The organism is Brevibacillus sp. NPDC058079 (genome assembly GCF_042885155.1).
In the GTDB taxonomy this organism is placed as follows: domain Bacteria; phylum Bacillota; class Bacilli; order Brevibacillales; family Brevibacillaceae; genus Brevibacillus.
This window is the reverse complement of sequence record NZ_JBHVSO010000002.1, coordinates 576,584-595,365: the sequence shown is the minus strand read 5'-3', so window position 1 is coordinate 595,365 and position 18,782 is coordinate 576,584. Positions and strand designations below refer to the sequence as shown.

Genomic DNA, 18,782 nt, shown 5'->3' with positions numbered 1-18,782 from the left:
AAGTGCATGATCTGTTTCTCATAACGATCAACCATCCAATCCTCAAAAATCATAAAGCGCACGGTCAGGAACTGTTGCCCGGATTAGCCCATATTGATCTGTTGTATCAAATGTTTCGCGAAAATGGTCATGATTACAGCGAGCTTGAGCTGCGTAATCTAACGATCTATCATCCGATCATGGTGGGACAAGACTATGATGTCATGCTGAGCATTCAGTGCACGCAAGGCAAAGCAGGACAGTGGCAGATTCGGATGGAGGGTCAGACACAGCGCAACGGCATTTTAGACTCGGAGAAAAAGCTGTATGTTACTGCTGAAATGCATCAAAGTGCCGCTATGCAGTTCGATGAAACGCTGGATCTTCTCATGATAGAGCAAGCGGCAAACAAAAAGGTCAATCTGCATGATGTGTATGAACAATGCCGCCGCCAGGAATTGGTGCATACAGGTTTTATGAAGGCAGAAGGAACGATTTACGAAACAGATTCAGCGGCGGTAATCGATATTTCACTCGGTAAACATGCCCTTCCCAGTGCGGAAGGGTTCATGTTTCACCCGACATTGATCGATGGGTCCGCGATCGGCTCGATGGTAATGTTCACCTCGGTAGTCCAAGAAGAACAGCGGCTATTTTTACCGCTTTTTTATGAATCTTTTCGGGCCTCCGCTCTTTTACAGCAACATTGCTTTGCCAGAGTACAAACGTCATCCATCCAGCGAAAAAATGAGCTGATGTATATGACGATGGAGTTCTTTGATCGTTCAGGTAGAAAAATAGCACATTTGCAAAATTTTGCGGGCAAGCTAGTTCGTGATCCTGGTCTGATCAATCCCAATAAAAAAGAAGTACCTCAGCTTCGAGAGGAGATTCAACCATCGAAGCAAACGGTATCTCTGTCAAAAGGACCTGTTCAGGAGGCGAATGAATCGCAATCTACCCTCGTGAGTAAAGCACAAACTTTTTTACAACAACTGCTGGCAGATCGATTACAAGTTCCAGCCGCATTGATTGATACGCAGATTGGTTACTATGAAATGGGGCTAAATTCACCGGGCTTGTTGGAAGTGGTGAGGGCTGTCGAAGCGAAAGTAGGAACGCCGCTGTCTCCTACTTTATTGTTTGAGTATACGAATATCGCTGAGTTGGCCGCCTATCTTGCCGAGAATCATGCTTCCGTATTCAGCGGGCTTGATTTGATGAAACAGGAAGGTAAACAAGAGTTGCCGCAACCTGCCAGGGTCGTAGATTCATCAGCAATCTCTGAGAGTCATGCAGCGAATGCCAATGAAGAAATTGCGATCATCGGGATGGCAGGGCGTTATCCAGAGGCCAGAAATCTCCAAGAATTCTGGATGAATTTAAAAGAGGGTAAAGACTGCATCAAAGAAGTCCCGAAATCTCGCTGGGATTGGCAGCAGTTTGGGGAACTCAAATCCCCTTCAGGAAAGCAGATGTCCAAATGGGGAGGGTTTATTGAAGACCCTGATTGCTTTGATTCTCCCTTTTTCAGAATATCGCCGCGGGAAGCAGAAACGATGGACCCCCAAGAGCGTTTGTTTTTGGAAACATGCTGGGAAGCGATGGAAGATGCGGGTTATACGCCGAAGACGATTGTTCCGGCTCGGGGGAGCAGTAACAGACGGCAGGTTGGTGTCTTTGTTGGCGTGATGCACAAGGATTATGCCCTCATCGGAGCGGAAGCGATGTCTCGGGGAGAAATGTTCCCGTTATCCTTGAACTATGCACCGATTGCCAATCGCGTTTCTTATTTCTGCAATTTTCATGGTCCAAGCATGGCGATTGACACCGTATGCTCATCCTCTCTGACGGCTGTTCATTTGGCGCTGGAGAGCATCAAGCGAGGAGAATGTGAGGTAGCATTGGCGGGTGGCGTCAATTTATCCTTACATCCTGGCAAATATTTGTCATATGGCATGATGGATATGCACGCTAGTGATGGCTATTGTCATACCTTTGGTAAGGATGGCGACGGGTATGTTTCTGGAGAAGGCGTCGGTACCGTCGTGTTAAAGCCATTGCGCAAAGCGATTGAGGATGGAGATCATATTTATGCCGTGGTAAAAGGAAGCAGTGTGAACCACGTCGGATCGGTGAGCGGGCCTTCCGTACCAAGCCCTGTTGCTCAAGCTGAGGTGATTACAGCATGCTTAGAAAAGAGCGGTGTGGACGCGAGAACGATTCGTTATGTGGAAGCGCACGGGACCGGGACTTCTTTAGGCGATCCGATTGAAATTCAAGGATTGGTGAAAGCGTTTCGTCAATATACAGAGGATCAGCAGTTTTGTTCTATAGGCTCGGTGAAGTCAAATATCGGACATGCAGAATCTGCCGCGGGTATCAGCGGTCTGCAAAAAGCTGTTCTTCAGCTCCACCATAAAACGCTCGTTGCTTCCTTACATGCCAAGGAAGTGAATCCGTTTATTGATTTTGCGCAATCTCCTTTTTATGTACAGCAACGGACAGAAGAATGGAGAACGGTGAGCATGGAAAACGGTCAAGAAGTCACCGTTCCGAGACGAGCGGGGGTAAGTTCGTTTGGAGCTTCGGGGTCCAATGCCCATATTATTTTGGAAGAATACATCCCAGCCGAAACAAAGCCGAAAGCGCAAGCAATTGGCCATAAAAATCACCCAGTGATAATTCCGCTATCTGCCAAGAATAAGGAAAGATTGCAAGCCTATGCGCAAAAAGTAGCGGAGTTTCTAAAAGGGGCATCATCTGACAATCAGCTTCAAGAAATGCTGGAGAAGAAGCTCCGCAAGATTTTATCCAGTATTATTCATGTGGGAGAAAACAGCATTGAGATCGAACAAGAGTGGCATGAATACGGAGTAGACCTCGTTCAAATCACACAGCTAAAGCAAAAACTGCAAGAGGAGCTGCATATTCAGCTAGATATCAAGGAGTTCGATCAAAGCAGCTCTATTGCTTCCGTCATTGCTTCTCTCATGGATAACCATCGAGAGGATATTGAGGGAGAAGTTCAGTCTTTTGCTGATTTAGAAACGCAACTCGATCTGGAAAATGTGGCGTATACCTTGCAAGTTGGACGAGAAGGGATGAAAGAACGAGTAGCCTTTGTCGTCAAGGATATACCTGAGCTGATGGGAAAATTGGAAGCTTATTCGAAAGGCGAGAATACGATCGATACTTGTTGGGAAGGGAGCTCGAAGCCTAACAACGATTCATTCGGATTATTAAGCGATAACCAAGACTCTCAACAGCTTATCCAAAGCTGGGTTGCAGAAGGCAGCATCAGAAAAATAGCTGAAATATGGGTGACAGGCTATGAAATGGATTGGGAACAGCTTTATCTGAATAACAAACCTAGACGTGTTCCTTTGTCCACATACCCATTTGCGAAGAATCGTTATTGGATTCCGGAAAGCAAAAGTAAATCTGTAAGCGGCAAGACAGCAGCGCCATTCACATTCACGAGCGAAGCTGCGATTCATCCACTGTTGCAAAGGAATACTTCTGATTTTTCTGAACAGAGGTTTAGTTCCACCTTTACAGGTCAGGAGTTTTTCCTAACGGATCATGTCGTGAAGAAGCAGAGAATCTTGCCGGGAGTTGCCTATCTGGAAATGGCGAGAGCAGCAGCAGAGCAAGCAACGGCTGCCTTGATAGAAGAACCAACCCAGATTCAACTCAAAAACGTGGTTTGGACACGGCCAATTGTCGTGGGGGACCAGCCTGCACAGATACATATCGGTCTTGTTCCCGAAGAGAATGGTGAGATTACTTTTGAAATCTATAGCGAGTTGGAGGCTATAGATACAGAACCCGTCTTACACAGTCAGGGCAGCATCATGCTTCATTCTGTTGCTGAGAAACATGCCTTGAATCTGTCATCCTTACAAGCGGAGTGCGGTCACCGTGAGTATTCATCGGAACAATGCTACAGCATTTTTCATTCAATAGGAATGGATTATGGGTCAGCACATCAAGGAATTGACTCGTTGTATGTAGGGGAGGGCAAAGTATTAGCCAAGCTGTCCTTGCCAGCCTCCATCTCCGAAATGGAGAATCCTTTTGTACTGCATCCAAGCCTAATGGATTCTGCCTTGCAGGCATCTATCGGGCTCATGATGGTTGCGGAGGATACCCCATCAGCGGATGGCCATTCGAATCGCAAGCCCTCCTTGCCTTTTGCCATGGAGGAGGTCGACATTTACGACAAGTGCACGTCCTCGATGTGGGCGTATGTTCGCTACAGTGCCAACAGCAGCGCAGATGACAAGGTGCAGAAGCTGGATATTGATTTATGCGATGACCAAGGAACTGTTTGTGTACGAATAAAGGGATATTCCATGCGAGTGCTCGAGGATGGGAAGCAGGCAAACCATGTTTCTTCGAGCCTAGCTTCTTCCGCAATCTCACTGGAGCCTCCTGTGGGGAATCTCATGCTGTCCGCTGTGTGGGATGTGACTCCAGTTGAGAAAGGGCAGCTTTTCCCTACTGCTGATGAGCAGGTAGTCATTGTGGGGGGAAATGAAGAGAATGCACGCTCCATTCAACAATACTTTCCTCGAGCAAAAGTGTCGTCCATTCAGGCTGAGAATACGATTGAGGAAATCGTACACCGACTGGAAGAGCTTGGTTCCATTGATCATCTGGTGTGGATCGCTCCTTTTGATGCGATAGATTCCTTGGCGGATCATCGATTAATCGCGGGGCAGGATCAGGGAGTGATTCTATGCTTCCGAACGATTAAAGCCTTGCTTCGCTTGGGATACGGAAGTAAGGAGTTGGGGTGGAGCGTCATCACGGTTCAATCCCAACCCATTTGCCATACAGATGTTGTGAATCCTTGCCACGCCAGTATTCATGGATTAATTGGTTCGATGGCAAAGGAATATCCAAACTGGAAGATTCGCCTCATGGATGTAGAGGCCGAATCTGAATGGCCATTAGATGATATGGTGAGGCTGCCGAGAGATCGTCAGGGGCGTCCGTGGGTTTATCGTCAGGGTGAATGGTATCGCCAGCAGTTGCTTACTGTCGATCATCCCCCGATCGATCAGACACGTTTGAAGCAGGGTGGCATTTATTTGGTGATTGGCGGTGCTGGTGGCATCGGCGAAGCATGGACCGAATATATGATTCGTACCTATCAAGCCCAGATCATATGGATTGGTCGTCGTCAAAAAAATGAAGAGATTCAAGCGAAGATGGATAGGCTTGCCACTTTTGGACCAGCACCAGCCTATATAGCAGCGGATGCAACGCAGCAGAATGCTTTGCAAGAAGCTTTTGAACAGATAAAGCAAACGTATACACGGATTGACGGAGTTGTTCATTCTGCCATGGTCCTGGTTGAGGAAAGCTTGGAAACCATGCAAGAGGAAGGTTTCCGAGCAGTGCTTTCGTCTAAGGTTGATGTGAGTGTGAACATCGCTTTGGTGTTTGAGAAGGAGCCTTTGGATTTCGTATTATTCTTCTCTTCGCTCATGGCAGTTACAAAAGCTCCGAAGCAAAGCAACTATGCGGCTGGATGTACCTTTAAGGATGCCTATGCTCATCAATTGGCCCAAGCATGGCCATGTGCGGTGAAACTGATCAATTGGGGCTATTGGAGCAGTGGGCAAGTGGAAGAGTCTCATCAAGAGATGGTAGAAACCTATCGTCGTTTGGAGCAAATCGGCATTGGTCTTATTCAGCCTCCAGAAGCCATGCAAGCCATAGAGACACTTCTCGCAGGAGCTATGGATCAAGTTGCTTTAATGAAGACCACGAAGCCTATTGTCATTGAAGGGATGAAGGTAGAGGAATGGGTGAATGTTCACGTTGCACTTTATCCATCCATGCTACAGCTGTCTGCCCATGAAAATGAAGGGCTTGCTGGTGTGGTGGCTGCCTTTATCAAGGAGAGATTGAAGCAGGATCCATCAGCGCGAATGCGGATTCTCGAACTCGGGTCAGGTACAGAATCTACCAGTTCCTTGATTTCACAAAAATTACATGCCTATCGATCTTTTATGAGCTTCCAAGTTATTGATCCAGAAGCGGCATTAAGTGAACAAGGTATGAATGCTAGTGAATACGACCTGATTATCACAGCTGATAAACTGCACACAGCTCAACAAATTCGCCAAACCATGCGTAACTGCAAGAATCTCTTAAAAAGGAATGGTCTGCTTCTAGTAAAAGAGATGACCGATCAAAACGTACCTAAAGACCTCGCAGAAGGTCTTTCACTACCTCTGGAAGCTTGGCAGAAAGTATTGAGAGATGAGGGCTACCGAGTTGTCTCCTATCCACAGTTGATGATCGCTGAAAGTGACGGCGTGGTCCGCAAGTCCAAACAACAGCAGAAATCAATGGGGACCTTAGCTTCCACTCTACCCATTCCTTCACATGCAGACAGAGGAACGAGCACAGAGGAAATACTTCGGGCGAAAAGCATAACCTATTTCAAACAATTGGTCGGAGAAACACTGAAAATTCCATTTGACCAAATCGATTCTTCTGCCGCTCTGGAGGAGTATGGCATTGATTCGATTATGATTGTGCAGATGACGAATGTCTTACGGAAAAAATTGCATCAGATCAGCACGACCCTCTTTTTTGAATATCAAACGATTGATGCGCTGGTCGAGCATTTCATGACAACACAAACGGATGAATTGCTTGCATTAGTCGGAATAGATGAACAGCAGCCTGTTCAAAAGCAAATAACCAACGCAGCAGCTTCTGCAAAGCCAACCAGAGAGCAAGCTGGCTCGACATTTCGAAAGGCAAAGTCTCGCCGTTTCCTGCAAGTTCTTGATAAAGAATCGGAAAAACCAACAGCGCCGTCCAGACAGGATGTGGCGATCATTGGTCTTTCAGGTCGTTATCCGCAAGCGGAGGATGTCTGGGAGTTTTGGACTCGTCTGAAAGAAGGGAAGAATTGCATCACGGAAGTACCGGAGGATCGTTGGAATTGGCAAGAATTTTTCAGCGAAGAAAAAGGGAAAAGAGGATACATGTACACCAAATGGGGCGGTTTCATCGAAGATATTGATAAATTCGACCCGCTATTTTTCCAAATTTCGCCTAACGAAGCAGAGCAGATGGACCCTCAGGAGCGCTTATTTTTACAAACGGCATACGCCAGTATGGAAGATGCGGGCTACACACCTGCCACATTAGAGGAAAGTAGAAAAATTGGTGTGTTTGTTGGTGTCATGAATGGAAATTACCCAGCAGGAACGAGCTACTGGTCGATTGCGAATCGCCTTTCCTACTTGTTCAATTTCCAAGGACCGAGTCTAGCAGTGGATACGGCATGCTCCTCTTCTTTGACGGCGATCCATTTAGCCTTGGAAAGCCTGTACAGCGGTACAAGTGAATGTGCCATCGCTGGCGGTGTCAATTTAATTGTCGATCCGTTTCACTATATTCGACTGTCTGGAGCGACTATGCTATCTGCTGGTGACAGCTGCAAGTCGTTTGGCGACCAAGCGGACGGCTTTGTAGATGGAGAAGGTGTGGGCGCTATCGTATTGAAGCCTCTGCAAAAGGCGATTGCCGACGGAGACCACATATACGGCGTGATCAAGGGAAGCATGCTCAATTCAGGGGGCAAAACAAATGGATATACGGTTCCAAACCCCATCGCGCAGTCGCAGGTAATCCACGAGGCATTGCAGCGAGCAGGAGTGGATGCTCGTGCCGTCAGCTATATCGAAGCGCACGGTACAGGTACCGCTTTGGGCGATCCAATCGAGATTGCGGGACTGACTCGCACATTCGGACAATACACGAAAGACAAGCAATTTTGCTCGATCGGCTCGGCCAAGTCGAACATTGGACATACGGAGAGCGCGGCAGGAATTGCAGGCTTGACCAAAATATTGCTCCAGATGAAGTATGGTCAAATCGCACCATCCCTGCACGCTGAGGTCATGAATCCAAACATTGATTTCAGCGATACACCATTTGCGGTTCAGCAAAAGCTGGCTGAGTGGAAACGACCAACCATTGAAATCAACGGAGTAACCAAGGAGTATCCGAGAATCGCCGGGCTATCATCATTCGGGGCAGGAGGAGCCAATGTCCATATCGTCATCGAAGAGTATCCCGAAAAAGATAGACAGCCTCAGAGTAGCATCCAGCCACAGCAACCAAAAATGATCGTGCTCTCCGCGAAGAACGAAGAGAGACTGTTCGTTCAAGTGAATCAATTATTGAAGGCGATCAAAGAAGAATCATTCACCGATGCCCGTTTGGCTGATATCGCTTTTACGCTTCAAGTAGGGCGGGAATCGCTGGAAGAACGCTTGGCTGTTATCGTCAGATCAGTTGATGAGCTGGAGGAAAAACTAACGCATTTTACAGAAGGCGCAGAGTACATTGCCGAGCTGTATCGTGGGCGAGTGAAACGCAACCATGACACGGTAGCTCTTTTTGCTGATGAAGATATGAAGCAAACAGTGGAGACATGGATTGCCAAGGGGAAATACACAAAACTGATGAACCTTTGGGTCAAGGGCGTCTCTTTTGACTGGAATAAACTATATAGCGAAGATAAGCCGCGCCGCGTCAGTTTGCCTACCTATCCTTTTGCTAGAGAGCGTTATTGGATAGACCTTCAAAAGCCAATAGCAACAGGTATGCCCGAAGCATTTTCGGCTAGCGGGGATATCCTCCATCCATTGCTTCATAAAAACACTTCTGACCTCTATGAACTGAGATACAGTTCCAGTTTTACAGGGCAGGAGCCGTTCTTGGCAGATCATCTTGGAAACGGGCAATGCCTCTTTCCACTCACTGCTTATCTGGAAATGGCACGGGCGGCAGTGAAACAGGCAGCAGGAGATAGAGCGGGGACTTTATCTGGAATCCGAATGACTCATGTTGCTACAGAAGAGCCGCTATTGGTGGGCGATGATTTGGTTCAGGTACATCTGGGGATCTATCCAGAGGATACTGGAGAGCTTGCTTATGAAATCTACAGCGAATCGAAAGAAGATGATACCAAGTCTGTGGTACATAGCCAAGGTATGGTCGAATTTACTTCGCTCGTTGAAGCACCAACTTTGAATCTAACTGCCTTGCAAGCCGAGAGCAGCGAGATGCTTACTGCCCGACAATGCTACGAGCAGTTAAAAGAACGTGGAATGGCTGATCAACCGAATTTGCAAGGGATTGACCACGTATACAGGACGCGAGGACAAGTACTGGTAAAACTCTCCTTGCCCTCAATTGTGACGGAGACAGCAGGACAATTCGTTCTTCATCCTAGCCTGCTAGAGTCCCTGTTGCAGTCATCTCGTCATCTCATCACGGAGGCTACATCATCTGACAGTATCAGCTCCATCCAATCAGATGGTACTTTTACCCTTGAAGAGCTGGAGATCTTCGAGAATCATCCTGTTCTGATGTTTGCTCTCATTCGATTCAGTGATGATGTCCAAGAGGAGAATGAGACTGCGACAATAGACATTGATTTATGCGATGAGGCAGGCAGAATAGGCGTGAGGATGAGAGGCCTATCAATTGGGAGCGAAAAACGGGTTGCGACGTTGAGAGAGACTCAGGAAACAGTGGCTTCCGCTCCACCGCTGTTGGGAACCACGATGCTCACTCCAGTATGGAACGCCGTGTCTGTAGAAAAAGGGGAAGTCATTCCAGCAACAAGTGATCAAGTAGTCATCGTTTGCGCCGAAGAAAAGGACGGAGGTCTCCTACAACGTCTTTACCCTCAAGCTACTGTTTTACCGCTTCAGTCAGATGACTCAATTGAGGTTATCGCAAGTAAGCTGGAAGAGCAGGGGGTAATCGATCATATCATGTGGGTTGCTCCTGATAGCTCTTTGGAATCCGTAAAAGAGGAGTCCTTGATGAACGATCAGGAGCGGGGCGTTATTCAAGTTTTCCGCTTGATCAAGGCTTTGCTTGCGTTGGGGTATCAGACGAGAGACTTGGGCTGGACGATCATTACTGTTCAGGCGCAGGCTATCTACAAAAAAGATACGGTTCATCCAACGCATGCCAGCATCCACGGGTTGATCGGATCGATGGCGAAGGAATATCCGAACTGGAAGGTAAGACTCGTCGATTTGGGAGCGCATGCCGATTGGCCGCTACATGATATTTTTGCTTTACCTGCCGATGCTCATGGAAACGCTTGGGCATATCGTGGACACGCGTGGTATCGCCAGCAGCTGATGCCCGTGCAGAGTCCTTCCATCAACCAAACCGTCTACAGTCAGCATGGAGTCTATGTTGTAATTGGAGGCGCGGGCGGTATTGGACAAGCGTGGAGCGAATACATGATCCGCACCTATCAAGCACAGATCATTTGGATCGGTCGTCGCAAGAAAGATGAGTCGATTCAGAACAAAATAAATCAACTTGCTGCCCTAGGACCCGCACCGCTCTACATCGATGCCGATGCTACGGATCGCGAGTCGCTGCAATCTGCTTACGAAGAGATCAAGAAGCAATATGCCAAGATTAACGGGGTAATTCATTCCGCAATTGTTCTCCTTGATAGAAGTCTGGCGAATATGGACGAGACAACCTTCCGCGCTGGACTGGTACCAAAAGTAGAGGTAAGCGTGCGGATGAGCCAAGTATTTGGCGAGGAGCCATTGGATTTCGTCCTATTTTTCTCCTCGATTAACTCGTTTACGAAATCGCCAGGACAAAGCAATTATGCTTCAGGCTGCGCCTTCAAAGATGCTTTCGCCCATCAGCTTGCCAAGGAATGGACGTGTGCGGTGAAAGTAATGAACTGGGGATACTGGGGCAGTGTTGGAATCGTTGCGTCCAAGGGCTATATGGAACGCATGGAACAAATCGGCATTGGCTCGATTGAACCTTCAGAAGGGATGGAGGCATTGGAAGCCTTGTTATCTGGTCCGATGAATCAAGTGGCGCTGATGAAAACGACCAAGCCACTCGATATGGAGGGAATCAATACAAGCGAATCTGTTGCAGTCGTTTCAAACAAAATTTCCTCCAGCATGGCAAGCATTAAAAACAAGATAAAAGTAAAAGAGATGCCGAGAGCAGCCTATTTTGCATCAGAAATGGATACGGACAGGCACAGCTTGTTTGATGACGTACAAGCAACGATCATTCAACTCGCCTCTCTAATCCTGAAGGTAGAGAGCGAAGAAATAGATTCGGATATTGAACTGAAGGAGTACGGATTCGATCCAGTCAAGCTCAGCGAATTTTCAACTAAAATCAATCAGAAGTACAAGCTTGAACTGACACCTGCTGTGATGATGGACTATCCAACGCTTAAGCACATCACTGAATTTCTAGTCAATACCACCCTGAAATCTCAATCGGAAAGAGAACAGGACAAACCGGTTCTATACGTGTAAGCCGAAGGAGTGCCTAGAATGAACAAAATGGACGAGCTTCTCTTAAAGTTAATGTGGGGTCAATTGCAGTCGCTTGGCTGCTTTACGGAAAAGAATCAAGCGCTTAGCGATCTCAAAAGAAAAAGCGGTCTGCTTGACTTATACGACATGTGGCTCGAAGAAACGGCTTCTGTTTTGGCCCAGAATGATTATCTCGTTTACGATAGCGCAACATCTACCGTGATCGATACTGCTCCCATTTCCAGTACGGCTGTCTGGCAAGAATGGGAGCAAGAAAAAGAAGTCTGGCTAAAAAATTCGGATACGAATGCGCAAGTTAAGCTAGTGGAGGCAACCTTGCGTGCTTTACCACAAATTCTCACTGGAAAAGTGCGGGCCACAGAGGTCATCTTTCCCAATTCGTCGATGGAATTAGTAGAGAAGGTATACAAAAATAACACCGTTTCCGACTACTTCAATGAAGTGCTTGCTGATACAGTGGTTGCTTTTGTGGAGGAACAGCTGACCCAAGATTCTGCGGCCCGAATTCGCATTCTCGAGATTGGTGCAGGTACGGGAGGAACGAGTGCTGTCGTTTTCCAAAAACTAAAGGCGTATGAAGAGCATATCCAGGAGTATTGCTACACAGATCTCTCCAAAGCCTTTTTCATGCATGCAGAAAAAGAGTACGGCCCAAGCAATCCTTATTTGACCTATCAGATTTTTAACGTAGAAGAGTCAGTGACGGGACAAGGAATGGATCTGGGCAGGTATGATATTGTCATTGCAGCAAATGTCCTGCACGCCACCAAAAATATTCGCCAAACCGTGCGTAACGCGAAAGCCGTTCTAAAGAAGAACGGCTTGCTTCTGCTAAATGAAATGAGTAAAAACACCATCTTCCTCCATCTTACCTTTGGTTTGCTCGAGGGATGGTGGCTGTATGAAGACCCAGAGCTGCGCCTTTCGGGCTGCCCTGGGTTATCTTCGTCAACCTGGCAGAGAGTATTGGAGGAAGAAGGATTTCAGTCGGTCTTTTTCCCATCAGAAGAGGCGCATGTGATGGGGCAGCAGATTATTGTTACCGAAAGCGACGGCGTGATCCGCCAACAGCAAAGACAACAGCCTAAACCGAAGCAAAACATACATGCTGAACAGCCAAAAGCAAAGAGAGTGAATATACCTTCCGCTCCTAAAGAAAGGGCAATCGAGGATGTCCTGCGCGAAAAAAGTACGGAATACATCAAACAGCGAATCGCTGAAACACTGAAGATGCCGAGTAACCGAATGGATGCTTCCGAGCCTTTAGAGGCCTACGGTATGGATTCCATTTTATCTGTACAACTGATCAATCAATTTCGGAAAATATTCGGTGAAACTATCAGCGGTACTTTGTTTTTTGAATATCAGACAGTAGCTGACTTAGTCGAGCATTTACTAGAGACACAAAGAGAAGCGCTGATTTCGCTCACAGGATTGGATGATCACAAGCAGGAGCAGGAGCCAAATCGAACGGAAGATCATGTTGAGTTTGCCCCATTGCCGAAAACCGAAGGGAAACGTAACCGAGGAAAAACGAGAGCATTTGCGTCATCTGCTCATTCGCAAATGACGGCGTCCAAGCCTACGTCCTCCGGTAAAATAGCGATTATTGGCATGAGTGGGCGTTTTGCTCAAGCTAACAACTTGGACGAATTTTGGGAGAATTTACTGCATGCGAAAAAGTCTATTTCAGAAATCCCAGAAAAGCGTTGGGATTGGACAGCGTATTATCATCCAAATCGGGAGGAAGCCATTTCCCAAGGAAAAAGTTATAGCAAATGGGGTGCCTTCTTAGAGGGATTTGATCAGTTTGATCCGTTATTCTTTCAGATGACTCCGCGAGAAGCAGAAAATATAGACCCTCAAGAGCGCCTCTATTTAGAAGAGTGTTGGAAGGCGTTAGAAGATGCAGGATATGCCTCATCGAAGATGTCTACGGAGCTGCGAAAGCGAACAGGGGTTTTTGGTGGCATTACGAAACAAGGATTTCATCTGTATAGCACGGAAACTACCCATCACTTTCCGACAACCTCGTATTCATCGATGGTTAATCGGGCTTCCTACTATTTAAACTTACAGGGACCGAGTATGCCGATTGATACGATGTGCTCCTCAGCTTTAGTAGCGATTCATGAAGCATGTGAATACATCCGAAACGGGAAGGGAAGCATGGCGATTGCTGGTGGGGTGAATCTGTACACACATCCGCTTACGTACTTCGGTCTGACAGTGGGACAGCTCATCTCCCATACTTCTGACAGTGCTGCCTTTGGGAACGGGGGTATAGGTTTTGTGCCTGGCGAGGGAGTGGGTGCGGTTGTTCTCAAGGATTACGATCAGGCTGTACATGATCGGGACCATATCTATGCCGTGATACGAGGAACCGCCGTCAACCATAAGGGTAAAGCCAATAGCTACATGACACCAAGCCCCATCCCCATTGCAGATGTGATGGAAGCGGCGTTGGGAGAAAGCGGACTGGACCCTCGATCCATTAGTTATCTGGAAGCTTCTGCCTATGGGTCAGACATAGTCGATGCCGTCGAAATGACAGCGGTGACGAAAGCTTTTCACAACCGTCAAGGAGCAGAAGGGGATTATCGACTCGGTTCGGTCAAACCGAATATCGGGCATTGTGAATCGGCTTCCGGCATGTCGCAGCTGATGAAAGTAATTTTGTCATTACAGCATCAGACGCTGGTTCCAACCCTGATTCCTGACGAATTGAATCCGAATATTCATTTTGATCAACTCCCATTCCAATTGCAGCGAGAGGTATCGGAATGGAAGCAGGTCACAGTAGATGGGCAGACAGTCCCCCGGCGAGCAGGCATTACCAGCTTTGGCGGCGGTGGAGTGAATGCCCATCTTATCGTTGAGGAATACAACCACAATCCATCATCAAGGAGAGTAAACGATTCAGAACCTGAGTTGTTTGTCTTTTCGGCTAAGAATAAAGAGAGATTGCAAGAATACATTCACCGCTGGATTGGTTATTTGCATAAGAACCAGCATATCCAAATAGCGAATACAGCCTATACCCTTCAAATCGGAAGAGAAGAAATGCCTTGCCGTTTGGCTGTCATCACCAAAAGTCAAACAGAGCTTTACCAGCAACTGGAACGCTGGTTAGAACATCAAGAAGAGACGGAACATTGCTTTTTTGGCGATCTCAAGGAAAACAAAGAATTGATGTCAGACCGGGTTACGCGGGCCATCGAATCAAAAGATGTAGGAGAACTGGCAAAATTGTGGGTTCTAGGCAATCCCATCCTGTGGCAGAAGCTGCATGAAGGGAAGGAGTTATCCCGAGTAGCTAAGCTCCCAACCTATCCATTTAAGAAGAGAACGTGCTGGATAGAACGCAATCAAACGAATCGCTCTAGGAGGGAGACGAGCATGACATCCGCTCATCCAGAATTCGAAAACAAGGCCGTTGAGATTTACACATATAGCGCCAATAGCAGCGAAGCGGAGTTTTCAGAGGATTACTTGACTGTATGTCCATTTGAAAGGAAGATTCCAGGCTTTTCAATGAGCCGTGTCATTTTGAACCCGGAAAAATATCCGTTGGAAAGAGAAATGGTAAGAGAGAAGCAAGTAGAGATGCGCCAGGTACTTTTTTGCAAAGAAAATTTTTCGCGCGTGCAAAAAGTATTGGACTTTGGATGCGGTCACGGGACAGATGTGATTCAAATAGCAGAGCTCTATCCGCATATGGAAACCCATGGATTTACAATTACCAAGGCGCAAGCGGAACTTGGCAATCAACGAATCGCGCAGAAAAATCTGGGGGCACGAGCGAAAATTTTTAATAAAGACAGCTCCAAGGATGCCTTTCCCGCTCTCTATGACATTATCGTCGGGATTGAAGTGAGCTTCCATATTCGTAATAAACATGGACTATTTCAAAATATCTCCTCTTCTCTGAACGAAGAGGGAACCGTTCTGTTGATCGATTACATAGCCAATACGCGAGGGCCGATCGTAGACCAGAACGTAGAAGTCAGCATTCCCACCGTGCAAGAATGGAGTGAGCTTTTAGCGGAGCATCAGTTAGTGATCGATGAAATCATTGACGTATCGCCGCAGATTGCTAACGCCTTGCATGATCCTGACGTGGATCAGTACATCAAGCATTTGCCTAAAGCTGTTCAAGATTTGTATATCAACACGGTGAATCAATCCATCTCTCTTGAAAGAGGGTGGATCAGCTATTGCTTGTTTAAGCTGAAAAAGGCTCCGCATCTTGCGTACACGAAGCGTTGTGAATGGAATGCCAGTAAAATATCGAAGAAAAGACCGTATCCAGAAGCATTAGCGGAAATGGTAAACAGCGGCTATATTCCTTATCCGAAACAGCAAATGAGAACTCTTCCTCATCCAAATCAGTATGACCACAGCTTTCATTGGAATAGGGAAACAATCAAAGAATCGTTGGTCGAGGCTTTTGCCGCCGTTTTAGGTCTTCAACCAGAAGAACTGGAAGAAGTAGAAACCTTGAAGGATATAGGAATTGGCTCTCTTAACGCCGTTGCCTTATCCGAAATGATTAACAGCAAATTTAATCTGAAGCTACCGACCAGCGTTGTGTTTGAACATAATACGTTAGATTCTTTGGCAAGCTATATTGCTAGCCATTTGCAGCAAGACGAGCCTAGCCAGCTCCATGCAAGTAAACCATTCGTATCGAATGCTCAAAATCAACTAATAACATCTGAATATTCTGGACAAAAAAGCAATTTGTCGACAGATCAGTCCATTTTAGATCGGACAAAAATCAAAGCGAGCCTGATCGAGGTCTTTTCGACCGTTTTAGGCTTGAGACAAGAAGATCTGGAAGATGTGGAATCCCTAAAGGAATTGGGAATCGGCTCGCTCAATGCCGTTCAATTATCCGAAGCCATCAATAGCAAGTTTCATCTAAAACTACCGACAAGTGTAGTGTTTGAACATAATACGCTAGAAGCATTGGCGAGCTACATAGCGACTCATCTACCAGAGCGCCAGCCAGCTCAAACAGAATCGTTTAACCAAAATCATGGAAATCTTGAAGAGAAGCCTGCTTATACGGAGAGGGTCTCGACGCGGAATATTGCCTACGAGCCGACTAAAGCGGCTTCTGATGAGATTGCGATCATTGGGATTTCCTGCCGCACAGCAGGTGCAAAGGGGCAAGATGAGTTCTGGGAGCTCGTCAGTCAGGGCAAAGATTGTATCAGAGAAGTGACCAATCCAGACTGGCGCGCCTTTTTCAAAGAAAATGCACTCGGCGATATTCCGATGAAATACGGGGCAATGGAGGATATTGAATATTTTGATCCAGCGTTTTTTAAAATTTCTCCTACTGAAGCCCAATCGATGGATGTCACGCAGCGCATCCTTTTACAAGAGAGCTACAAAGCGCTAGAGGACGCAGGTTATACCCCGTCCATGCTGCGAGGACAACCGGTTGGAACCGTCATTGGTGCAATGGCGGGAATGACGGTAGAACAAGATTTCTCTCATTTTGGCATGCTCGGATCGGATACGAGTATACTCGCCTCGCGCATTGCTTATTTCCTTGACCTAAAAGGACCAGCTTTGGCTGTGAACACAGCTTGCTCATCCTCTTTGGTTGCAATCGATATTGCTAGCCAAAAGCTGAAGACGGAAGAGGTCGATCTTGCTATCGCAGGAGGTATTACGATTTATTCCCATCCTGCTCCGTTTATCTCGATGAGTAACGCAAGGATGCTATCTCCTACAGGGGAGTGCCGCCCGTTTGACAATGGAGCCAATGGCATTGTCGTTGGGGATGGCGTTGGTGTTGTGATTTTAAAAAGATTGCAAGATGCATTACGGGATAACGACAGCATCTATGGTGTCATCCGTGGCAGTGGAACCAATCAGGATGGACGGACATTGGGCATTACCGTGCCTAGCTTCCAAGCGCAAAGCGACCTTCAAAAATCTATTTACGCGAAAAAACAGATTGATGTGGAAGACATTCAATATATCGAGGCACACGGAACCGCGACCAAATTAGGGGACCCTGTTGAGATTCATGCACTGAGTGAATCTTTCCGCCAATTCACGCCGAAGAAACGATTCTGCGCAATTGGTTCTTTGAAAGCCAATATCGGGCATACCACAGCAGCGGCTGGGGTGTTGAGTGTCATCAAGGTTTTACTCAGCATGAAAAACAAGAAGATGGCCCCTTCGATCCATTTTGTCAAAGAGAATGAACACATTGATTTTGAAAACAGCCCTGTTTATGTGAATACCAAGCTGCAAGATTGGCAGACCAATTCCAAAGGCTCTCGCTTGGCTGCGGTCAGCTCTTTTGGCTTCAGCGGCACCAATGCTCATCTGGTGATCGAAGAGTTTGATAGAAGCAAGACCAGATCCGCTGCTCCTGTTAAGGGTCAAGAGAAAGCAATGGGAGTCTTCGTGCTGTCAGCTGAATCACGTGAACAATTGGTGGCCTATGCCAAGAAAACAAAGGCATTTGTAGAGAATCATCATGATGTGAAACTGGCAGATTTCCTTTATACCTACCAGATTGCAAGGGAATCGATGTCTCATCGAGTAGCAATCGTGGTCGACAGTAAGGAACAGCTGATTGCGCAGTTAGAGCAATTCATACAAAGTAATGGGGCGAAAACGGCTGATCTCTTTATCGGAGAAATAAACAAAACGGGCGGAATCAAGATCGGCGATACCGAAGAGGGAAGGGATTTTATCCGCAATCTCGCTCTGAACAAGAAGATCAAAAAGCTGGCGGAGCTATGGGTTCATGGTAACGAAATAGAGTGGGGAGCTCTCTATCCAAAAGGAATGGTGAGCCGTCTATCAGGTCTGCCAAGCTATCCTTTTGCCGAGGAACGATACCGTTTACCCAAAGTTGTCGTAGGCAACCGTCCCCATCAAGAAGCGGCCGCGACCTCCGAACTGACAGCAGAAAAACAGGAACAGAGAGTAGCAGACATAGCCAACTCAACTGAGGTAACCCCTGATCAGGCGGAAGAAGCTGATGTGAGGGAGACAGAAATCCAAAGCTCCGTTACCCATCATGATGTTATACATGCTGATGATGACGATACACCACGTAACGAACTAGTGAGAAAAATTGCTGCTGCTTGGGAAGAGGTACTTGGGGTGAAAAAGGTTGACATCCACAAAAACTTCCAAGACCTGGGCGGCGATTCAATCATGGCCACTCAGATTATTTCCAGATTGAAGAATAGCTTTCCGGTTGATTTGAATTTAGACAATCTCTTTTCGGCGCCAACCGTTGCAGGAATGGCGGAGCTGATTGAAGAGGAACTGATTGCTGTTATTGATGAACTTCCAGAAGAGGCGATTTTGGAGCTATTAAGCTGATGAATTCACCTAGAAGTAAGGCAGCAGAATCAACATGTGGGAAGG

Annotated in this window: 2 protein-coding genes; both read left to right on the top strand. The window is 46.8% G+C overall.

The window, feature by feature from the left end:
- Positions 1–2: 2 nt before the first annotated feature.
- Positions 3–11,351, top strand: coding sequence for an SDR family NAD(P)-dependent oxidoreductase (locus ACFVS2_RS09465; RefSeq protein WP_390233259.1), 11,349 nt, complete (start codon positions 3–5; stop codon positions 11,349–11,351).
- A gap of 18 nt (positions 11,352–11,369) precedes the next feature.
- The gene (locus ACFVS2_RS09460; protein WP_390233257.1) at positions 11,370–18,737 is read left to right on the top strand and encodes a beta-ketoacyl synthase N-terminal-like domain-containing protein; all 7,368 of its coding nucleotides are present in this window, start codon (positions 11,370–11,372) and stop codon (positions 18,735–18,737) included.
- The last annotated feature ends 45 nt before the right edge of the window (positions 18,738–18,782 follow it).

Bases quoted from the DNA above. Each gene is read 5' to 3' on its own strand.
- ACFVS2_RS09460 (WP_390233257.1), top strand. From the start codon at position 11,370: ATGAACAAAATGGACGAGCTTCTCTTAAAGTTAATGTGGGGTCAATTG.